General features: G+C 58.9%; 20 protein-coding genes. 16 read left to right on the top strand and 4 right to left on the bottom strand.

The features are described 5' to 3' along the window. Positions 1-15: 15 nt before the first annotated feature. From KQP88_RS22980 to KQP88_RS22970, 3 genes are all read left to right on the top strand, one after another. Entirely contained in the window at positions 16-1,155 is a 1,140-nt protein-coding gene (locus tag KQP88_RS22980) for a Fic family protein (RefSeq protein WP_216704272.1), read from the top strand. 557 nt (positions 1,156-1,712) lie between these two features. Continuing rightward, positions 1,713-1,943: a DUF6124 family protein gene (locus tag KQP88_RS22975; RefSeq protein WP_374011527.1), complete on the top strand. Its 231-nt coding sequence runs from the start codon at positions 1,713-1,715 to the stop codon at positions 1,941-1,943. Positions 1,944-2,402: 459 nt separating this feature from the next. Continuing rightward, entirely contained in the window at positions 2,403-2,633 is a 231-nt protein-coding gene (locus KQP88_RS22970) for a DUF6124 family protein (RefSeq protein WP_216704271.1), read from the top strand. A gap of 48 nt (positions 2,634-2,681) precedes the next feature. Here the strand turns inward: KQP88_RS22970 and KQP88_RS22965 are convergent, their stop codons facing one another. Then, the gene (locus tag KQP88_RS22965) at positions 2,682-4,616 is read right to left on the bottom strand and encodes a M60 family metallopeptidase (RefSeq protein WP_216704270.1); all 1,935 of its coding nucleotides are present in this window, start codon (positions 4,614-4,616) and stop codon (positions 2,682-2,684) included. A 263-nt stretch (positions 4,617-4,879) separates the two neighbouring features. On the opposite strand from KQP88_RS22965, the gene mdcA reads away from it, so the two are divergent. The 9 genes from mdcA (at position 4,880) to madM (ending at position 12,191) form a co-directional block, all read left to right on the top strand. Further along, positions 4,880-6,556: a malonate decarboxylase subunit alpha gene (gene mdcA / locus KQP88_RS22960; protein ID WP_216704269.1), complete on the top strand. Its 1,677-nt coding sequence runs from the start codon at positions 4,880-4,882 to the stop codon at positions 6,554-6,556. Then, positions 6,556-7,431, top strand: a complete 876-nt coding sequence (locus KQP88_RS22955) for a triphosphoribosyl-dephospho-CoA synthase (protein ID WP_216704268.1) — start codon at positions 6,556-6,558, stop codon at positions 7,429-7,431. Before mdcA ends, KQP88_RS22955 begins: the two co-directional genes overlap by 1 nt. 2 nt (positions 7,432-7,433) lie before the next feature. Then, positions 7,434-7,733, top strand: coding sequence for a malonate decarboxylase subunit delta (locus KQP88_RS22950; protein WP_025262240.1), 300 nt, complete (start codon positions 7,434-7,436; stop codon positions 7,731-7,733). Continuing rightward, entirely contained in the window at positions 7,726-8,577 is an 852-nt protein-coding gene (locus KQP88_RS22945; protein WP_216704267.1) for a biotin-independent malonate decarboxylase subunit beta, read from the top strand. The genes KQP88_RS22950 and KQP88_RS22945 overlap by 8 nt, the downstream gene beginning before the upstream one ends. Further along, on the top strand, positions 8,574-9,374 hold the full coding sequence (gene mdcE, locus KQP88_RS22940) for a biotin-independent malonate decarboxylase subunit gamma (protein WP_216704266.1): 801 nt from the start codon (positions 8,574-8,576) through the stop codon (positions 9,372-9,374). Before KQP88_RS22945 ends, mdcE begins: the two co-directional genes overlap by 4 nt. Further along, positions 9,368-10,006: a malonate decarboxylase holo-ACP synthase gene (locus KQP88_RS22935; RefSeq protein WP_216704265.1), complete on the top strand. Its 639-nt coding sequence runs from the start codon at positions 9,368-9,370 to the stop codon at positions 10,004-10,006. The genes mdcE and KQP88_RS22935 overlap by 7 nt, the downstream gene beginning before the upstream one ends. Further along, complete coding sequence (gene mdcH / locus KQP88_RS22930; protein ID WP_216706026.1) at positions 10,003-10,938, top strand: malonate decarboxylase subunit epsilon; 936 nt, start codon at positions 10,003-10,005, stop codon at positions 10,936-10,938. The genes KQP88_RS22935 and mdcH overlap by 4 nt, the downstream gene beginning before the upstream one ends. Positions 10,939-11,008: 70 nt before the next feature. Next, the gene (madL, locus tag KQP88_RS22925) at positions 11,009-11,425 is read left to right on the top strand and encodes a malonate transporter subunit MadL (RefSeq protein ID WP_025262235.1); all 417 of its coding nucleotides are present in this window, start codon (positions 11,009-11,011) and stop codon (positions 11,423-11,425) included. Between the two features lies 1 nt (position 11,426). Further along, complete coding sequence (madM, locus tag KQP88_RS22920) at positions 11,427-12,191, top strand: malonate transporter subunit MadM (protein ID WP_200995231.1); 765 nt, start codon at positions 11,427-11,429, stop codon at positions 12,189-12,191. A gap of 86 nt (positions 12,192-12,277) precedes the next feature. Here madM and KQP88_RS22915 read toward each other — a convergent pair whose 3' ends face one another. Further along, the gene (locus tag KQP88_RS22915; RefSeq protein WP_216706025.1) at positions 12,278-13,201 is read right to left on the bottom strand and encodes a LysR family transcriptional regulator; all 924 of its coding nucleotides are present in this window, start codon (positions 13,199-13,201) and stop codon (positions 12,278-12,280) included. Positions 13,202-13,342: 141 nt separating this feature from the next. Between KQP88_RS22915 and trhA the strand changes: the two genes are divergently transcribed. Then, positions 13,343-13,957, top strand: a complete 615-nt coding sequence (gene trhA, locus KQP88_RS22910) for a PAQR family membrane homeostasis protein TrhA (RefSeq protein WP_216704264.1) — start codon at positions 13,343-13,345, stop codon at positions 13,955-13,957. A gap of 86 nt (positions 13,958-14,043) precedes the next feature. Here the strand turns inward: trhA and KQP88_RS22905 are convergent, their stop codons facing one another. Continuing rightward, entirely contained in the window at positions 14,044-14,763 is a 720-nt protein-coding gene (locus KQP88_RS22905; protein WP_216704263.1) for a 16S rRNA (uracil(1498)-N(3))-methyltransferase, read from the bottom strand. Positions 14,764-14,904: 141 nt separating this feature from the next. Continuing rightward, on the bottom strand, positions 14,905-16,311 hold the full coding sequence (locus KQP88_RS22900) for an adenosylmethionine--8-amino-7-oxononanoate transaminase (protein ID WP_216704262.1): 1,407 nt from the start codon (positions 16,309-16,311) through the stop codon (positions 14,905-14,907). A gap of 188 nt (positions 16,312-16,499) precedes the next feature. Between KQP88_RS22900 and KQP88_RS22895 the strand changes: the two genes are divergently transcribed. The 3 genes from KQP88_RS22895 to KQP88_RS22885 are packed head-to-tail and all read left to right on the top strand — an operon-like array spanning position 16,500 to position 19,204. Beyond that, positions 16,500-18,320 carry a flavin monoamine oxidase family protein gene (locus KQP88_RS22895; protein ID WP_216704261.1) on the top strand — a complete coding sequence of 607 codons (1,821 nt, stop codon included), beginning with the start codon at positions 16,500-16,502 and terminating at the stop codon, positions 18,318-18,320. Positions 18,321-18,324: 4 nt separating this feature from the next. Further along, positions 18,325-18,633, top strand: a complete 309-nt coding sequence (locus tag KQP88_RS22890; RefSeq protein ID WP_200995226.1) for a hypothetical protein — start codon at positions 18,325-18,327, stop codon at positions 18,631-18,633. Between the two features lie 22 nt (positions 18,634-18,655). Next, the gene (locus tag KQP88_RS22885; protein WP_200995225.1) at positions 18,656-19,204 is read left to right on the top strand and encodes a cytochrome b; all 549 of its coding nucleotides are present in this window, start codon (positions 18,656-18,658) and stop codon (positions 19,202-19,204) included. Positions 19,205-19,217 lie beyond the last annotated feature (13 nt).

The raw sequence follows: 19,217 nt of genomic DNA, 5'->3' as shown, positions 1-19,217 counted from the left end.
CCAGAGAGCTTTCCCATGAACGAACCCCTCAACTGGATCTGGCAGCAGCCAGACTGGCCGCATTTTCGCTGGCAGGCCGAGTCGTTGGCGGCATTGTTGCGTGCGTGTTCACAGGCTCAGGGCCGGTTGCTGGGTATGTTGAACGCAGCCGGAGCGGATACCAGCGCGCAGACTGAACTGGATGCTCTGCTGCAAAACATCATCACTTCATCGGCCATCGAGGGAGAGCAACTGAATGTCGGTTCGGTGCGCTCTTCGCTTGCCAGACGCCTTGGGCTTGAGGGTGGTCAACAGACCAACCCGCGCAGCGAAGGCCTGGCAGAACTGATGCTCGATGCCACGCAACAACATCAGCCTGCGCTGAGCCTCGAGCGGGTATTGCACTGGCATACCTTGCTGTTCCCGGAGCCGCAATCGCTCATGACTCATCGTATTCGGGTGGGAAGTCTGCGAGGCGAAGAGCCCATGCAAGTTGTTTCCGGGCGTATGGATCAGCCCATCGTGCATTTTGAAGCACCGCCACGCCACGGGCTGGAAGCCCAACTGCAAGCATTTCTGGACTGGTTCAATACCAGCCGCTCCGATATCAGCCTCGACCCTCTGTTGCGTGCGGGGCTGGCGCACTTCTGGTTCGTGACTCTTCATCCCTTCGACGACGGTAATGGACGCCTGACGCGTGCCATCACCGATCTGGCGCTGGCTCAGGCTGAAAATCAGTCGATTCGTTTTTACGCCATGTCTGCCAGCATTCTTGCCACCCGCAAGGAGTATTACCTCATCCTGGAGCGCAGCCAGAAAGACGGCCTGGATATCACGCCATGGCTTCAATGGTTCCTTCAGACTTTGCTGCATACCCTGGAGCAGGCGATAAATCGCATCGACCGGGTTCTGGCAAAAGCGCGTTTCTGGCAACAGCACCAAGACAAAGGCCTTGCAGCAGAGCAGATCAAAGTCCTGAACCGCTTGCTGGATGGAAACCTGCTGGCCGACAAACCGGGTTTTGAAGGCGGCATCAGTGCTGCGCAATATCAGGCCGTTGCCAAAGTCAGTAAAGCCACGGCCACCCGGCATCTGGCCGATCTACTGGAAAAAGGCTGTTTGCAAAAACTGCCGGGCGGTGGGCGAAGTACGCGGTATGAAGTGAGGTGGGGGTAAACGCTCTGGCTTTTTCGCTAGGCAATGCCGATCACTTAAGGTTAATAAATCACTTTGTGGGAGGCAGCTTGCTGGCGAAAAAGGCCTGAAACCGGCAGATATTCCGCGTCGTACGCTGAAGTCGCCAGCAAGCTGCCTCCCACAAGCGCACCGAACTCAAGGTTATAGGTCATCCAGCGAAATCTTCACTCGCTGGGAATTGGCCAAACGCTCGCGAACATCCACCTCACTCAGCCACCGATAGCAAGACGCCTCTCTTTCCCGTGAGTGAAATTTCCGAGAGAATCCCGGCCGCTTGCGCCCTGTGATTCGGGTCACTAACCTCCTGCCGTCGCTGCAAAATCAGCGATCAGGTTTGGTAGACCTAGAGTTTATTGGCGCAAGGCGCCACCTTTTACGAGGCGCTTTTTTACGGCCTGTGTTTTGGTGGCCGTGCGCATGGCGTCCTTGGACGCGCCGGGTGCCAATAACCGGTTCTACCAACTTGCGTGCGGCCGCCACCCAATCGTTGGTAGCGATGGATGACGGCTCCTTTTGGTTTATTGGAGTTGTATCTCGTGCTCAAAGTAACCCCCGATCCTCCCGTTATGCCCACCGCTCATTTCACAGCCAGCGAATCTCTTGGCCAAGAAGAAGCCCTTGTCCATGCCTCCGATTTACTGCGCTGCGCCATGGCCACCGCGTACGAGTGCGGCGACAACCTCAGCGGCTCGCAGCGTGACCTGGCGTTTTCTGTGGTGCACCTGATCGAGATGGCCAATACCTTGCTGGAGCGGTCGTTGAGGTAGATGTCACCGCAGCATGTGCTTTCAGTGGGAGCGAATTCATTCGCGAGACGGCATTACAGACGAAATATCTCTGTCGGATGTACCATTTTCGCGAATGAATTCGCTCCTACGCGGATGTGGTGTCATTCGCGAAAATGCCCGCCGATAGCAAGACGCCTCTCTTTCCCTTGAGTGAAATTTCCGAGAGAATCTTGGCCGCTTGCGCCCTGTGATTCGGGTCACTAACCTCCTGCCGTCGCTGCAAAATCAGCGATCAGGTTTGGTAGACCTGAGCTACGTAGGCGCAAGGCGCCACCTTTTGCGAGGCGCTTTTTTACGGCCTGCGTTTTGGTGGCCGTGCGCATGGCGTCCTCGGACGCGCCGGGCGCCTACGACCGGTTCTACCAACCTGCGTACGGCCGCCACCCGCCGTTTGGTAGCGAGGGTGATGGCTCCTTGGTTTACGTAGGAGATATCAACATGCATGAAGTCCCGCCCGAAACATCCATTACCCCAACCGCTCATTTCACAGCCAGCGAATCTCTTGGCCAAGAAGAAGCCCTTGTCCATGCCTCCGACTTGTTGCGCTGCGCCATGGCCACTGCATACGAATGCGGCGATAGCCTCAGCGGTGCGCAACGTGACCTGGCGTTTTCCGTGGTCCATTTGATTGAAATGGCCAGGACCATGGTGGAGCGGTCGCTGCGGTAAATGGATTTTCGCGAATGAATCCGTTCCGCGAATTCATTCGCGAACGAACTACTGACTCTTCGTAACATTAAACTTGAGCGGCACGGTCAGAGTGCCGCCCCAGTTCTCGTCATAGGCAGCCCGTATCCCAAGTCTCAACACGCCTTCGTAATTGTCGTCGGGCAGTGGCGATAACACGTTGTCTATGGGGTTGTAAGTCAACTTCCAGTAGACATTACGGTCAGTGCCCACGCAGGTCGCAATGGCATGCATAGGGCCTTCGTCGGGGCATTCACCATGTTTCAAGGTGCCTCGCAGGACGACCGGGTAGGGCACTCTTTTAGAGCCGACGAGCAGCGTGGTCAATCGTGTATAACTTTCTTCCCCGGTTGTTTGCAGCGATGTCGGCCCTTCTTCTCTGTCATAGGCAATAAGCCCGAGGGAGTGTTTCAGGGCAGGCACTGGAATGACGCCTTCGATGACCGGGTTTGCAGAAATGGTCCAGTCTGCGGAGTGCTGGATGCTGGGCTTGATGGGTTCTGGCAGCTTGAGGGCTGCGATTGCTTCACGCGCCGTTGCCGTGTAAGTCAGTGACCATTTATCAAAGAAGCTACGTAAATCCCTGCCGACTATCCGGCTGGTATTGAGCACGAACCAGTCGATTTTCTTCTGCTCTGTGGAGAAGTCGGCAGCGTTATCGCCACGGGCATAGGCCGCGCGAAAATCCTTGGCGAATTGGGCATGCCAGTTCGGGAAAGATACATACAGTTGCCCGAGCATCATTAACGTTCTATCCGCGCCGCTCTCGGGTATGTCAGGTAAACCATCCGTTGCCAGAAAACGCCCCACGGACTCTGGATCCGAGGAAACATATGAGCCAAATCTGGAATGGCACCGGCTGAAGTCACCTGTTTTTTTACCGGTCAGCATCTTGCACGCTTCCAGGGAAAACAGGTTGTTACTGATTTCTGTAAGGTGGTTCCACTTCCAGCCCAATTGATTCTGGTGACCATATTCATGCCAGTCCCCCCAGTGGCTGACTGTCCTGTCCCCACCAAAGTTAATACTGATCAAGCCATTGAAGTAACTGGAGGAGCAACAGTTTTTGAAACCGGCCTGGTACATTGAAAAGGGCTGTGTATCCAATGGGTTTTCCACTTGCCAACTCAGGCCATTGAGACGGTCATAGCTGGATGTGATGATCAGGTGTTCCAGCATCATGGCATCGATATTCTTGTCTGCATGGTGTGCTGCAACTGCCGCAGGGAAATCCATTACGGTTCTACCATTGAACAGATAAACATGGCCGGAAGGATCAGGTGATTTCGCGATAGATGGCCAATCACTCGGTGGTGTTGTTCCATAGAGATACAGCGAGGTTTTCTTTGCCGGTGGGGAAGTAGTGATGGTGACGGCCTTACCCCAACTGGCCCAGTTATTCATGTTCTTTCCCGTGTCGACACAGGCAAGCATCAGCATGCCTGATATTTCAGCTTTATATGTATTGTTGATGAACATGTACAAGAGTTTCTTGCTGGTTTCGGCGGCGCTGTAAGGTTTGTCAAAGTTGGGGAATATATGAGCGGAGCATTGTGTTGTCGTGCTGGGGTATTCTTGTGGTTTCAGGGTGACGGTGTCTCCAGGGTCCAGATAGACATGCGTGGGTATATAAATATTTCTACGTTGCCAGCCTGCTAAACGCTGGATTTCATTTCCCTGATCTTCAAGCACGGGGATGTTATAAGTGTTTTCTCCTCCTCCGTATATTTCAGCCGCCCGGATTCGCCATATCAACGTCTCAGAAATTACGCTGCTGGCAGAAGCCTGAGTGACCTCTGAACTTTTTTCAGACGCGACTGAGGGCATGAGTGTTTCCTGGTCATCATAGACCGCATCGTCAGCGGCGGTTGCTGAAAAACCTGATATTAAAAAGAATAAAGGTATCAGTGAGTAAAGGGTTTTTCTTATGAGTTTATGCATGGGTTGTGCAGTCGGCGTGGCCATTGTCTTGTTCCTTGTTATAGTGCTTCCTTTGTTTTGTTTATTTTAGTTTGTTCGGGTTTAAGTTGAAGTTTTGTGGGTATAACGTTTTGGGCTATTCATATTGAAAGCCAGCGCTGCCTGGAATGAACGTATGTAAAGTCCGTTGCTCAAGCGAAAAATCACCATTCATTACTCTGACCGTAACGATCCCGCTCCCAGCTTGATTGATGCTCCACACCCTTCGCTCCTAAGGTGACCCACGACAGCGAATTCGTGGAGTGATCATGACAACAACAACGAACCCCGACGCGCGCTGGTCGCGTCGTCGCAGTGAGAAACAGCGGCGGCTCGAGCAGGTGCGAGCCCTCGCCGATGGTGTGGTTCTGCCGACTGACAAGATTGTCGCGGCGCTGGAGGCCTTGCTGGTTTCCGGGGACCGTGTGGTGCTGGAAGGCAATAACCAGAAGCAGGCGGACTTTCTGTCCCGTGCGCTGGCCAAGGTCGATCCCGGCAAGGTGCACGACCTGCACATGATCATGCCCAGTGTGGGGCGGGCCGAGCATCTGGACCTTTTCGAGCAAGGCATCGCCCGCAAGCTGGATTTCTCCTTTGCCGGCACGCAAAGCCTGCGCATCAGCCAGTTGCTGGAAGACGGGCTGCTGGAAGTCGGCGCCATCCACACTTACATCGAACTTTATTCGCGACTGGTGGTGGACCTGATCCCCAACGTCGTACTGGCTGCCGGTTTCATGGCCGACCGGGCAGGCAATATCTACACCGGTCCGAGCACCGAAGACACTCCGGCACTGATCGAACCTGCTGCCTTCAGCGACGGCATTGTCATCGTGCAGGTCAACCAGCTTGTTGATGACGTCAGCGACTTGCCGCGTGTCGATATCCCGGCTTCCTGGGTTGATTTCGTGGTGGTGGCCGACAAGCCGTTCTACATCGAACCGCTGTTCACCCGCGACCCGCGCCATATCAAGCCCGTGCATGTGCTGATGGCGATGATGGCTATTCGCGGGATCTACGAAAAACACAACGTTCAGTCGCTGAACCACGGCATCGGTTTCAACACGGCAGCCATCGAGCTGATCCTGCCGACCTACGGCGAGTCGCTGGGCCTCAAGGGCAAGATCTGTCGCAACTGGACACTCAACCCGCATCCGACGCTGATCCCCGCCATTGAAAGCGGCTGGGTCGAAAGTGTGCATTGCTTCGGCACCGAGCTGGGCATGGAAAACTACATCGCGGCCCGGCCCGATGTGTTCTTTACCGGGCGCGACGGTTCGCTGCGCTCCAACCGCCAGTTGTGCCAGCTGGCCGGGCAGTACGCGGTGGATCTGTTTATCGGCGCGACCTTGCAGGTCGATGGCGACGGGCATTCCTCGACCGTGACTCGCGGCAGGCTGGCAGGCTTCGGTGGCGCACCCAACATGGGCCATGACCCCCGTGGTCGCCGTCATGCAACCCCGGCCTGGCTCGATATGCGCCAGCAGAGTGGCGATGCTCCCGAAGCTTATCTGGAGCGCGGCAAGAAGCTGGTGGTGCAGATGGTCGAGACCTTCCAGGAAGGCGGCAAACCCACCTTCGTCGAAACCCTCGATGCAGTGGACGTGGCGAAGAAAAGCGGCATGCCGCTGGCGCCGATCATGATTTATGGCGACGACGTCACCCACTTGCTGACCGAAGAGGGCATCGCCTATCTGTACAAGGCCCGCAGCCTGGAAGAGCGTCAGGCGATGATTGCCGCCGTGGCAGGCGTGACCGTGATCGGCATGCGCCACAACCCCAAGGACACCGCCCGCATGCGTCGCGAAGGCCTGATCGCTCTGCCGGAGGATCTGGGGATTCGTCGCACCGACGCCAGCCGCGAATTGCTTGCCGCCAAGAGCATTGCCGAACTGGTTCAGTGGTCGGGCGGCCTGTACAACCCGCCTGCGAAATTCAGGAGTTGGTGATGCGCGCACTCAAACTGGATTCGCCGCCTGTCACCCTCAGCGAGCACCTGGCCGATCTGGCTGTGGAAGCACTGATCGACGAAGCCGACCTGTCACCCAAACCGGCGCTGGTCGACCGGCGTGGCAGCGGGGCTCATACCGACTTGCACCTTGGCCTGATGCACGCTTCGGCGCTGTCGTTATGGCCGACCTTCAAGCAAATGGCCGATGCCGCGCTGGCGCTCGGTGAAGTTGGCCAGCCATTACGTGAAACCCTGGGCCGTCTTGGTCGTGAAGGTGAAGCAGAGATGCTGCGCACCACTGATGGCGTGAATACCCATCGTGGGGCGATCTGGGCCTTGGGCCTCTTGGTGACGGCTGCTGCGCTGGAGCCGGATAACTGTGCGCCAGCGGCGCTGTGTCTGCGGGCGGCGCAACTGGCGCTGATCGAAGACCGGCATGTCATCGCTCAGCCCAGCCATGGTCGCGAAGTCGCACGCCGTTATGGCGTCATGGGCGCAAGGGAACAGGCGCAACAGGGCTTTCCGGCAGTCATCCGTTTCGGTCTGCCGCAACTGCAATACAGCCGGGCCAGTGGCAGCGGTGAGCAGAATGCACGGCTGGATGCGCTGCTGGCGATCATGACCACGCTGGCGGACACCTGTGTATTGCACCGTTCCGGCATGACCGGGCTGGAAGCCATGCAGCGGGGTGCGCAACGGGTGCTGGATGCCGGAGGCAGTGCCAGCCTGGCGGGTCGCCGTCATCTGCAAGCCCTGGATCAGCAACTGTTGAGCCTGAATGCCTCTCCTGGCGGCGCTGCCGACCTGCTTGCCGCCTGCCTGTTTATCGATGGTCTTGAGCCTGCGCTCGACCATTTATCGAGGAGTCTTTGATCATGGAAACCCTGTCTTTTGAATTTCCTGCCGGACAGCCGCCCACAGGCCGTGCGCTGGTGGGCTGTGTCGGTTCGGGCGACCTTGAAGTGCTGCTGGAGCCTGGCTTGCCGGGCAAGCTGTCGATTCAGGTGGTGACTTCGGTCAACGGTGCCTCGGCACGCTGGCAGCATCTGTTCGAGCGCATGTTCGAGGGCCAGACACCGCCCGCGCTGAGTATCGATATTCACGATTTCGGGGCGACACCGGGCGTGGTGCGTCTGCGTCTGGAACAGGGTTTCGAGGAGATCGGCCATGACTGATACCGCCCGTTTGCTGAGCCAGCACAGCTTTATCGAACTCGGTGCCCGTCAGCGTGCCCGAGCCTTGCTGGATGAGGGCAGCTTTCGCGAGCTGATTGATCCGTTTGCCCGTGTCATGTCGCCCTGGCTGGCACGTCAGGGTGTCGTGCCCCAGGCCGATGATGGGGTTGTGGTCGCCAAAGGCACCGTCGATGGACGCCCCGTGGTCATCGCGGCTATCGAAGGCAGTTTCCAGGGCGGCAGCATGGGTGAAGTGGGCGGCGCGAAAATGGCCGGCGCGCTGGAGCTGGCTGCCGAGGACAACCGCAAGGGCATTCCCACTGCTGCGATCCTGCTGCTGGAAACCGGTGGCGTGCGTTTGCAGGAAGCCAATCTGGGCCTGGCCGCGATTGCCGAGATTCATGCCGCGATTGTCGACCTGCGTCAGTACCAGCCGGTGATCGGTGTCGTGGCGGGCAGTGTCGGTTGTTTCGGCGGCATGTCCATCGCCGCTGGCCTGTGCAGTTATCTGCTGGTCACTCAGGAAGCTCGCCTGGGTCTGAATGGTCCGCAGGTGATCGAGCAGGAAGCGGGTATCGAAGAATACGATTCACGCGACCGGCCTTTTATCTGGAGCCTGACCGGTGGCGAACAACGTTTCGCCAGCGAGCTGGTGGACGGCTTTGCTGCTGACGATGTGGCGGATATCCGGCAGCAAGTCAGTGGCTGGCTCGGTGACGGCGTACCTGCCCAGCACCGCAGCAGCCAGTACGACCTGTTCCTGCAGCGTCTCTCGCGCCTGGACACCACGGCGCAGATCGACCCGCAGGCCGTGCGCAATCTCTATCAAGGAGCCAAGTCATGAGTGATTCCCCACGCGGTTTGAACTGGTTCAATGCCTTGAGCGCACAGGCCCGGGAAGTGGTGGGCCTGCCGGCTTCGGTCAAGGCGGCGGACGGCATGCTGGGCGAACAGGCAGTACGTTTTCTGGCGGTGGTCGCGGATGCGGATAACCGTTTTCCTCGCGCTCGCCAGGGTGAAGTCGGGCTGCTGGAAGGCTGGGGTCTTGCCAAGGCCGTGGACGATGCCATCGAGCTGGATCGCGATGCCGAACACAAGCGTGCGCTGATTGCGATTATCGATGTGCCGAGCCAGGCCTATGGCCGCCGCGAAGAAGCCTTGGGGATTCATCAGGCCTTGGCGGGCGCTGTGGACAGTTATGCCCGTGCGCGGCTGGCCGGGCATCCGGTGATTGGCCTGCTGGTGGGCAAAGCCATGTCTGGCGCCTTTCTGGCTCATGGTTATCAGGCCAACCGGCTGATTGCCCTGCGCGATCCGGGTGTGATGGTGCATGCCATGGGTAAGGCGTCCGCCGCCCGCGTTACGCTGCGCAGCGTCGAGGAACTGGAAAAACTCACTGCCAGCATCCCGCCTATGGCTTATGACATCGACAATTACGCGAGCCTGGGTTTGCTGTGGGAAACCTTGTCGGTCAGCCAGATCGAGCAACCGGCGGCCGATGATGTCGCTCAGGTTCAGCATGTGCTGGGCAGCGCCATCAAGGATGTTCAGGCCACAGGTGCTGACTTGAGCAGTCGACTGGGTGCCAGCAATCGCGCAGCTTCGTCGAACGTGCGCCAACTGCTGCGGGCTCAGTGGTAATGAATACCCCGCTGGCGGTGCTGCCCCATGATTTGTTGTGGGGCATGAGCCTGTCCGGCTTGCCTGGGGATGCGCCTGACTGGGTGTTTGAAGTGATCAGTCAGGGCCAGCCAGTGGTGGTGCGCCGTGGTGCTGTTGCGGCAGGGCAGGTGGCGGTGGGTATCCGCGGGCCGCGTCGCGAGCAACGCTATGCCACGACCATGCCGTGCTCGGCCATCGAGCGTCATGTACGTCCTGAACAACTGACTCATCTGACTGACAGAAATCCCCAACGCTGGCCTGCGCTGGATGCATTGAGTCAGGTCCGTCCGGTAATGGACGTATTGGACTTGAGCTGGGGTGTCAGTGGCAGTGCAGGCTTCGAGCTGGCCAGTGGTTTTGCCGCGCTGCATCAGGGCAGCGATCTGGATCTGATTTTGCGCACGCCGGAGCCTGTGAGTCGCGGTTGGGCTGCTGAACTGGTGGAGGCGCTGGAAACAGCCATCTGCCGGGTCGATGTTCAGTTGCAACTGGCCGAAGGGGCGGTGGCTTTGAAGGAGTGGGCCGGGTCTTCCCGTGAGGTTCTGTTCAAAAGTTCGACAGATACCCGACTGGTCAGCGATCCATGGCAGCAGTCTGGGGTGAGCGCATGAGCAGCTTCTGGGTGTTTCCCGGCCAGGGCGCGCAGCAAGTGGGCATGTTGCATCAGTTGCCGGATTTGCCTCTGGTCCACGATTGCCTGCACGAAGCTGCCGAGGCTCTGGGCGAGGATGTATTGGCGCTGGACTGTGCCGAAGCGTTGCAGTCGACCCGTTCCGTTCAGCTTTGCCTGCTGATCGCCGGGGTGGCCTGTGCCCGGGTTTTGCAGCACCACGGTTGTCAGCCGGATTACGTCGCCGGCCTGTCGATTGGGGCTTATCCGGCAGCTGTCGTCGCCAGGGCTCTGGCTTTCGAGGATGCGTTGCGATTGGTGGCCCTGCGCGGCGAGTTGATGCAGAACGCTTACCCCGAAGGCTATGGCATGACCGCCATTATCGGTCTGGATCAAGCCTGTATCGAGGCATCGATTGACCGGGTTCACAGCCAGGAGACGCCGGTTTTCCTGGCCAATATCAACGCCGATAACCAATGCGTCATTGCTGGCAGCAGCCAGGCGATGGAGCAGGTCGGGCGTCTGGCCAAAGAGGCCGGCGCCGCTGCCGTCAAACGCCTGGCCGTGAGCGTGCCGTCCCATTGCGCTCTGCTGGATGAACCGGCGCAGGTGCTGGCCAAGGCCTTCGCTGAGGTTCGCCTTGAAACGCCCAAGGTGCGTTATCTGAGCGGCAGTACAGCGCGCCCCATCGTGAACGTCGAAAAACTGCGCGATGACCTGACCTTCAACATGTGCCGGGTCATTGACTGGCGCAGCACCGTGCAGACCGCCTACGAGCGTGGCGTGCGGCTGCAGATCGAGTTACCGCCCGGCACCGTGCTGACGGGGCTGGCGCGCAAGGTGTTTGAACAAGGAACGGCTGTCGCCTTTCAAGGCGCTCGCCTGGACAGTCTGGTCGCGTTGTCGCGAGAGGAGGGAACCCGCAATCCATAAAGTGTGAGTGCAATGCTGCTGCGAAGGACAAAAACAACAACTTCGGCAACGCAATTGAGGAATAACAACAATGATTATCTACGGTGTGGCTTTGCTGGCTATTTGCACCCTTGCAGGGGTGATTCTAGGTGACATGCTCGGCGTTCTGCTGGGGGTCAAATCCAACGTGGGCGGTGTCGGTATCGCCATGATCCTGTTGATCTGCGCCCGCCTGTGGATGGAGAAAAACGGCGGCATGAGCAAGGAATGCGAGATGGGCGTCGGCTTCTGGGGTGCCATGTACATTCCGGTGGTGGTGGCCATGGCCGCCCAACAGAATGTGGTCACAGCGCTCAAGGGCGGACCTGTTGCCGTGCTGGCAGCCATCGGTTCGGTGGTGTTGTGTGCCTGCACCATTGCGTTGATCAGCCGTACCAACCGGGGCGAGCCGCTGCCCAAGGAAGAGCCGGACGTGATCCCGACTGCAACCCCTGTAGGAGGCCGCTGATATGTGGGATCTCATCGAGAAAGGTCTTGAACACAACGGTCTGATCACAGCCTTCGCCTTCGTCGGCGTCATCATGTGGATTTCGGTCATTCTGTCCAGGCGACTCACTTTCGGGCGGGTGCATGGTTCGGCCATTGCGATTGTCATCGGCCTGATTCTGGCCTGGGTCGGCGGCACCTTGACTGGCGGGCAGAAAGGCCTGGCCGACATGGCGCTGTTCTCCGGGATCGGCCTGATGGGCGGCGCGATGCTGCGAGACTTCGCCATCGTCGCCACGGCCTTCGAGGTGCAGGCCACCGAAGCACGCAAGGCCGGGATGATCGGCGCGGTTGCCTTGTTCCTGGGCACCATCCTGCCGTTCATCGTGGGTGCGAGCGTTGCCTGGGTGTTCGGTTATCGCGACGCCATCAGCATGACCACCATCGGCGCAGGAGCCGTCACCTACATCGTGGGTCCGGTGACGGGCGCTGCCCTGGGTGCGACCTCGGATGTAATGGCCCTGTCCATTGCCACCGGTTTGATCAAGGCGATTGTGGTGATGGTCGGCACACCCATGGCGGCCCGCTGGATGGGGCTGGACAACCCACGCTCCGCGATGGTCTTCGGCGGCCTGGCCGGCACCGTCAGCGGCGTGACGGCTGGCCTTGCTGCTACAGATCGGCGCCTGGTGCCTTACGGCGCACTCACCGCCACCTTCCACACCGGGCTGGGCTGCCTGCTCGGGCCGTCGCTGCTCTACTTCATCGTGCGCGGGATAGTGGGATAGTCGCCCCGTTGTAGGAGCGGATTCATCCGCGAAATGGTTTGTTCGCGAATAAATTCGCTCCTACGGGGTGTTGCTCCGCCTCTGCGTTACGGGGTAGTTGAGAGGCGGTTGGCATACATCCGACACTCGGCAATCAGTGCCAGCAGGTTCGGGTCGCGTTCTCTGGATTTGAGGAAGGCCAGACCGATGTGTTGTTGCATGCGATAGCGTTCCTGCAGCGGGATCAGTCGCACGCGGTTTTCATAGACCGCTGCGATGCGCCCTGGCAGCAGGGCGTAACCCACGCCGGAGCTGACCATGCTCAGCAGGGTGAAGATGTCGTTCACCTGCATCGCGACCTTGGGCTCGAACCCCGCCTGCTCGAATACCCGTATGCCGTCTCGGTGGGTGGCGAAGCCTTGTGTCAGGGTAATGAAGGTTTCTTCACGCAGGTCGCTCAAATCGACTTCGCTGTGCTGCGAGAGGGGTGAGTCGGCCGGTACGGCGAGGAAGATATCGTCGGAAAACAGCGGCAGGTGCTCGCAGTCCGCGTCATTGAGACTTTCATCCAGCGAGACCAGCATCGCATCGACTTCCATGTTCTTGAGCTTGTAGAACAGGTCGATGTTCGAGCCCAGGATCAGGTCGATATTCAGTTCGCTGCGGCGGATCTTCAGACCCATGATGAGCTGCGGCACGGTCTTGACCGTCAGTGAATACAACGCGCCGAGCTTGAAGCGTGCAGCCGAAAAACCTGCCGCCTGGCGGGTGGCTTCAATGGTGCTCAGCACGTCCTGGATCAGCTTCTGGGCGCGCTCTTCCAGCACATAGGCGCTTTCCATCGGCGTCAGGTTGCGACCCTCATGCTTGAACAGCGGGCAACGCAGGGCGCTTTCCAGCGAATGAATGGCGCGGTGCACGCTGACATTGCTGGTCTGCAACTCCGCAGCCGCCCGCGCCAGATTGCCGGTGCGCATGAAGGCCAGGAAGATTTCAAGTTTTTTCAGGGTCAGCTCGTCATCGATCTGCATGTCGTGGCGCTTGTTGTTGGTGTGGGCACGATTGTGCCTGACCCCGAAGACGATGACTGCTGCAAATATCTGCATTGCGCTTTACATCTGTAACCGCGAGCCTCTAAAAAGGAGTTTCTTGCAGCCAGAGGTCATGTGCGGATGTACTACGGAGAAAAATTCAACGCCTGGTCACATCTGGTGGGCGCTGTATTGGCGGCTGTCGGTGCGATCTGGTTATTGGTGATGGCGAGCCTGCAGGGCGATATCTGGAAGATTGTCGGCGTGGCCATCTACGGCCTGTGTCTGGTGAGCCTGTATAGCGTTTCGACGGTGTATCACAGCGTCCGCGGACGGGCGAAGGTCATCATGCAGAAGGTCGATCATTTTTCGATCTACCTGATGATTGCAGGCAGTTACACGCCATTCTGTCTGGTGACGTTGCGCGGCCCGTGGGGCTGGAGCCTGTTTGGTGTGGTCTGGGGACTGGCGCTGATCGGCATCCTGCAAGAGATCAAGCCACGTTCCGAGGCCCGGATCATGTCCATCGTGATCTACGCGGTCATGGGCTGGATCGTGCTGGTGGCCGTAAAACCGCTGTTGGCGACGCTGGGGTTGGCAGGGTTCATCTGGCTGGCAGGTGGCGGCGTGCTGTACACCGTGGGCATCATTTTCTTTGCCTACGACCACATCCGCCACTGGCACGGCATCTGGCACCTGTTCGTGATTGCCGGAAGCCTGATGCACTTCGTAGCTATCTTCTTCTACGTGCTCTAACGGATTCTGTGGGAGGCAGCTTGCTGGCGACGATTCAATTTTGACGCCGTCGCGGGCAAGCCCCCTCCCACAAGGAAGCATGTGCCTTAGAAATCCCCCCACAATTGCTGCGCCACGCTCAGTGCCACCACCGGCGCTGTCTCGGTGCGCAGCACGCGGGGGCCGAGGCGGGCGGCGTGGAAGCCTGATGCTTTGGCCTGCTCGACTTCAGCATCGTTCAAACCGCCTTCAGGGCCGATCAGAAAGGCCAGGGTCGTCGGTTTTTCATGGCTGGTCAGGGCTTCTGCGACCGGGTGCAGGACCAGCTTGAGGTCGGCCTGGGTCTGCTTGAGCCAGTCGGCCAGCGGCATTGGTGGATGAATCACCGGCACCACTGAACGGCCGCATTGCTCGCAGGCGCTGATTGCGATCTGTTGCCAGTGCGCCTGACGCTTTTCGGCGCGCTCGTCCTTGAGGCGGACTTCGCAGCGTTCGCTGACGATGGGGGTAATTTCAGTCACGCCCAGCTCTGTGGCTTTCTGGATCGCCCAGTCCATCCGCTCGCCACGAGACAGCCCCTGGCCCAGATGAATGCGCAGCGGCGATTCGATCTGCCCGGCCAGGCTTTCCGTGAGCTGGACGCGCACGCGCTTCTTGCCGACTTCCACCAGCGTGCCGCGAAACTCCGTGCCCGAACCGTCGAACAGTTGCAGCGCATCGCCCTCGGCCATGCGCAGGACGCGACTGATGTAGTGCGCCTGAGCCTCGGGCAATTCGTGTTCGCCCAGGCTCAGTGTGGCGTCGGTAAAGAATCGGGACAGTCTCATGGAGGTTCTCTGGGTGATTATTCTTTGTGCAGGAGAGGTTCGGGGATGAATCCCCTCCTACGGTTTAATGCCGGTCTTCAGAGGTCAATAAATCCCTTTGTGCCTTGACTGATCGGCATTACTCCTACGGTTCAACGGGGTTTAGCCCGGATCGCGAAAATCCGGATGGAAGTTCTCGCGTACGGCCACGCTGATGCTGCTGCGGGTGGCGATGTCTATGCCTTCGCTGGCGACTTCGGCCAGGAAGTCGATCTGCTCGGGGGTGATCACGTACGGCGGCAGGAAGTACACCACGCTGCCCAGTGGCCTCAACAGTGCGCCGCGCTCCAGCGCGTGCTGGAAAACCTGCAGGCCGCGGCGCTCCTGCCATGGGTAGGCGGTCTTGGTCGCCTTGTCCTGCACCATCTCGATGGCCAGCGCCATGCCGGTCTGGCGTACTTCAGCTACATGGGGATGATCCACCAGATGCGCCGTGGCAGTGGCCATGCGTTGTGCCAGCGCCTTGTTGTTTTCGATGACATTGTCCTGCTCGAAGATATCGAGGGTCGCCAATGCCGCCGCACAGGCCAGCGGATTGCCGGTGTAGCTGTGGGAATGCAGGAAAGCGCGCAGGGTCGGGTAGTCGTCGTAGAAGGCGTCGTACACTTCGTCTGTAGTCAGGCAGGCGGCCAGTGGCAGATAACCACCGGTCAGGGCCTTGGACAGGCACAGGAAGTCCGGGCGGATACCGGCCTGTTCGCAGGCAAACATGCTGCCGGTACGACCGAAGCCCACGGCGATTTCATCGTGAATCAGGTGCACGCCGTAACGGTCACAGGCCTCGCGCAGCAGTTTGAGGTAGACCGGGTGATACATGCGCATGCCGCCTGCACCCTGGATCAGCGGCTCAACGATCACTGCCGCCACGCTGTCGTGATGTTCGGCCAGGGTCTGTTCCATGGCGGCGAACATGTTGCGTGAGTGTTCTTCCCAGCTCATGCCTTGCGGGCGGTTATAGCAGTCCGGGCTCGGCACCTTGAGGGTATCCAGCAGCAGCGCTTTGTAGGTTTCGGTGAACAGCGGTACGTCACCCACCGACATCGCGGCCATGGTTTCGCCGTGATAACTGTTGGTCAGGGTCACGAAGCGCTTCTTGTTCGGCTTGCCGCGGTTGAGCCAGTAATGAAAGCTCATTTTCAGCGCGACTTCGATGCAGGACGACCCATTGTCGGCGTAGAAGCAGCGTGTCAGCCCTTCGGGCGTGAGTTTGACCAGTCGCTCGGACAGCTCGATCACCGGCTGGTGGCTGAAGCCTGCCAGGATGACGTGTTCAAGCTGGTCGACCTGGTCCTTGATCCGCTGGTTGATGCGCGGGTTGGCATGGCCGAACACGTTGACCCACCAGGAGCTGACGGCATCCAGATAACGCTTGCCTTCAAAGTCTTCCAGCCAGACGCCTTCACCGCGCTTGATGGGGATCAGTGGCAGGTTTTCGTGATCTTTCATCTGCGTGCAGGGGTGCCACAGGACCTTGAGGTCACGTTGCATCCACTGGTCATTCAGGCCCATTGGCAATCTCCGGGTAACGACTCGCATGACGCGAGGGCGAACAATCGCGCAAGCCTATGCAATGCATGGCTGTGGGACAACCATTTGTATCGTTTTGAACATCGCTGGCGGGCATTTTATGGCTGGCGTATGCTGCGCGCCTCTTCTTTGTTTCTGGCAATTTTCCCCACGTTTTCGGAGTTCGCGGAATGCTTTCTGGGTGGCTGCGCGCGTGTGCGCTGATAGTGATAGGTCTGGTCAGCGTTTCGACGTTCGCCAATGAAAAACAACGTACAGCCATTGTTGTCGGAGGCGGTCTGGCCGGCCTGACGGCGGCTTATGAATTGCAGAACAAAGGCTGGCAGGTCACGCTGCTGGAAGCCCGGCCCGTTATCGGCGGCCGTTCGGGACTCGCCACCAGTGAGTGGATCGGCAACGCCAAGGCGCAGCCCGTCCTGAACCGCTATCTGGACAGCTTCAAGATCCAGAGCGTGCCGGCTCCAGAGTTCGTGCGCACTCCCAGCTACCTGATCGACGGCGTGCATTTCACCCAGGCCGACCTGGCGCTCAAGCAACCGGCGACTGCCGAGGCTATTAAGCGTTATGAGGAAACCCTGGATAATCTGGCTCGCTCCATCGAAGACCCGGAAAACCCGGCCGCCAACAGCACGCTGTTCGCCCTGGACCAGATCAACGTGGCCAACTGGCTGGATCGTCTGAACCTGCCTGCGACGGCGCGTCAGTTGATCAACCAGCAGATTCGCACCCGCTATGACGAACCTTCGCGTCTGTCGCTGCTGTATTTCGCCCAGCAGTCGCGGGTCTACCGTGGCGTGGACGAGCGCGATCAGCGCGCTGCACGTCTGCCGGGCGGCAGTGCGGTACTGGCCCAGGCTTTCGTCAAACAACTCAAGACCATCAAGACCAGCTCTGCGGTCTCGGCCATCGTGCAGGACAAGGACAGCGTCGCGGTCAAGGTCGGCAGCGTCGGCTACAGCGCCGATTACGTGGTGCTGGCCGTGCCTTTGCGCTCGCTGGGCAACATTCAGATGACACCGGCACTGGATGCCCGGCACCTGGGCGCCCTGAAGGGCACCAACTATGGCTGGCGCGACCAGATCATGCTCAAGTTCAAGACGCCGGTCTGGGACAGCAAGGCGCGCATGTCGGGTGAAGTGTTCAGCAATACCGGACTGGGCATGCTGTGGATCGAGCCCGCGCTCAAGGGTGGCGCCAATGTGGTGATCAACTTGTCGGGCGACAATGCCCGGATCATGCAGGCTTTTGGCGACAAGCAACTGGTGGATCAGGTGCTGATTCGTCTGCACACGTTTTATCCACAGGCGCGTGGCGCCTACACCGGTTATGAAATCCGTCGCTACAGCGTCGATCCATCCACCGGCGGTTCTTACCTGGCATTTGGTCCCGGCCAGATCAGCAAATACTGGCGCCTGTGGGAAAAGCCCGTGCAGCGTGTAGCTTTTGCGGGTGAACATACGGACGCTCTGTACCCGGGCACACTGGAAGGCGCTCTGCGTAGTGGCCAGCGTGCCGCCAGTCAGGTACAGGATCTGGCGGCTGGCAAGTCGTTCGAGCCGGTCAAGGTGGTTCCGCCTGTGGCACCTGCGCCTGCGCCAGCAGTGAAGAAGTCGGAAGGTGGTTTCTTCAGCAACCTGTTCGGTTTCGGTGATTCTTCCGACCAGCCTGCTGAAAAACCTGCCGAGAAGCCGGTCGAAAAAGCACCCGAGCCGACTCCAGCCCCGGCGCCTGTACCAGCGCCTGTTGCTCCGGTGGTTGCGCCAGCGGTTGAGCCGGCCAAGACGCCTGCCAAGACCGAGCCTGCCAAGAAAGCGGCGGCCAAGGCCGAGCCAGCCAAAAAGGCACCGGCAAAGGAAGCCGTGAAAAAAGAGCCTGTGAAAAAAGAGGCTGCCAAGAAGGAGCCAGTGAAGGAAAAGGCACCCGCCAAACCGGCTGCTGCCCCTAAAACACCGGCTAAAACCGAAGCAGCACCGGCTGACGTCAAGAACTGAAGCCATGGCTGACAGAAAAGGCGCGGATAAAACCGCGCCTTTTTTTATGGGTGATCGATTCGTTCTTTATAAAACTGTGCAGTGGAACCTCAACAATAGTGCCGTTCATCGCCATCGAAATGCCGACGGTCATGGCACAGTGTTACTGGGCGGAATTTATCGAGATGCTGCGCCAGCAGAACAGCCAGCGGTCCTGAAAAGGGCGCTGGTTGAAGTCGAAAGATCGATGATAGAAAAGTCTTCATCATGTTTTTCGATAGTTCAGAGCAAAATTTTGCGCTTTCAATCGATAGATAAAAAGCTAGTCTGGTAACACTTCTAACAGGGTATTTGCGATGCAGTTACGTAATTCATCCTCCCGCTACGGTCTGGTCGGCATGGTGCTGCATTGGGGCGTGGCTGTTGTGGTCTTCGGGTTGTTTGCGCTTGGGCTGTGGATGGTGGGGCTGGATTATTACGATACCTGGCGCAAGGCCGGACCCGATCTGCACAAGAGCATCGGCATCACGCTCTTTGCCGTGATGCTGTTCCGCGTGGTCTGGCGCCTGCTCAGCCCGCCACCTCCGCCGTTGGCCAGCTACAGTAAGCTGACGCGCATCGGAGCTGCATTGGGTCATTTGTTTCTGTATGTCGTTCTGTTTGCCGTGATGTTCGCCGGTTACCTGATTTCCACTGCCGATGGCGTGGGAATCCCGGTCTTTGGTCTGTTCGAGGTGCCTGCATTGGTCAGCGGCCTTCCCGAGCAGGCGGAAACGGCGGGCTGGATTCATCTCTATCTGGCGTGGCTCATCGTGGTTTTCGCGGGGTTCCATGGCCTGGCTGCACTGAAACACCACTTCATAGATCGCGATGTGACCCTCAAGCGTATGCTGGGTCGTAACTGATTGTTCAACCAAA

Source organism: Pseudomonas lijiangensis (assembly GCF_018968705.1).
Classification (GTDB): Bacteria; Pseudomonadota; Gammaproteobacteria; order Pseudomonadales; family Pseudomonadaceae; genus Aquipseudomonas; species Aquipseudomonas lijiangensis.
Note: the sequence above shows the minus strand (reverse complement) of the source record. Positions and strands in the feature narration are given on the sequence as shown.

What these genes read in the sequence shown, in the direction of transcription:
- KQP88_RS22980 (WP_216704272.1), top strand. Translation starts at nt 16, where the DNA reads ATGAACGAACCCCTCAACTGGATCTGGCAGCAGCCAGACTGGCCGCAT.
- KQP88_RS22970 (WP_216704271.1), top strand. Translation starts at nt 2,403, where the DNA reads ATGCATGAAGTCCCGCCCGAAACATCCATTACCCCAACCGCTCATTTC.
- KQP88_RS22965 (WP_216704270.1), bottom strand. Translation starts at nt 4,616, where the DNA reads ATGGCCACGCCGACTGCACAACCCATGCATAAACTCATAAGAAAAACC.
- mdcA (WP_216704269.1), top strand. Translation starts at nt 4,880, where the DNA reads ATGACAACAACAACGAACCCCGACGCGCGCTGGTCGCGTCGTCGCAGT.
- KQP88_RS22955 (WP_216704268.1), top strand. Translation starts at nt 6,556, where the DNA reads ATGCGCGCACTCAAACTGGATTCGCCGCCTGTCACCCTCAGCGAGCAC.
- KQP88_RS22950 (WP_025262240.1), top strand. Translation starts at nt 7,434, where the DNA reads ATGGAAACCCTGTCTTTTGAATTTCCTGCCGGACAGCCGCCCACAGGC.
- KQP88_RS22945 (WP_216704267.1), top strand. Translation starts at nt 7,726, where the DNA reads ATGACTGATACCGCCCGTTTGCTGAGCCAGCACAGCTTTATCGAACTC.
- mdcE (WP_216704266.1), top strand. Translation starts at nt 8,574, where the DNA reads ATGAGTGATTCCCCACGCGGTTTGAACTGGTTCAATGCCTTGAGCGCA.
- mdcH (WP_216706026.1), top strand. Translation starts at nt 10,003, where the DNA reads ATGAGCAGCTTCTGGGTGTTTCCCGGCCAGGGCGCGCAGCAAGTGGGC.
- madL (WP_025262235.1), top strand. Translation starts at nt 11,009, where the DNA reads ATGATTATCTACGGTGTGGCTTTGCTGGCTATTTGCACCCTTGCAGGG.
- madM (WP_200995231.1), top strand. Translation starts at nt 11,427, where the DNA reads ATGTGGGATCTCATCGAGAAAGGTCTTGAACACAACGGTCTGATCACA.
- KQP88_RS22915 (WP_216706025.1), bottom strand. Translation starts at nt 13,201, where the DNA reads ATGCAGATCGATGACGAGCTGACCCTGAAAAAACTTGAAATCTTCCTG.
- trhA (WP_216704264.1), top strand. Translation starts at nt 13,343, where the DNA reads ATGTACTACGGAGAAAAATTCAACGCCTGGTCACATCTGGTGGGCGCT.
- KQP88_RS22905 (WP_216704263.1), bottom strand. Translation starts at nt 14,763, where the DNA reads ATGAGACTGTCCCGATTCTTTACCGACGCCACACTGAGCCTGGGCGAA.
- KQP88_RS22900 (WP_216704262.1), bottom strand. Translation starts at nt 16,311, where the DNA reads ATGGGCCTGAATGACCAGTGGATGCAACGTGACCTCAAGGTCCTGTGG.
- KQP88_RS22895 (WP_216704261.1), top strand. Translation starts at nt 16,500, where the DNA reads ATGCTTTCTGGGTGGCTGCGCGCGTGTGCGCTGATAGTGATAGGTCTG.
- KQP88_RS22890 (WP_200995226.1), top strand. Translation starts at nt 18,325, where the DNA reads ATGGCTGACAGAAAAGGCGCGGATAAAACCGCGCCTTTTTTTATGGGT.
- KQP88_RS22885 (WP_200995225.1), top strand. Translation starts at nt 18,656, where the DNA reads ATGCAGTTACGTAATTCATCCTCCCGCTACGGTCTGGTCGGCATGGTG.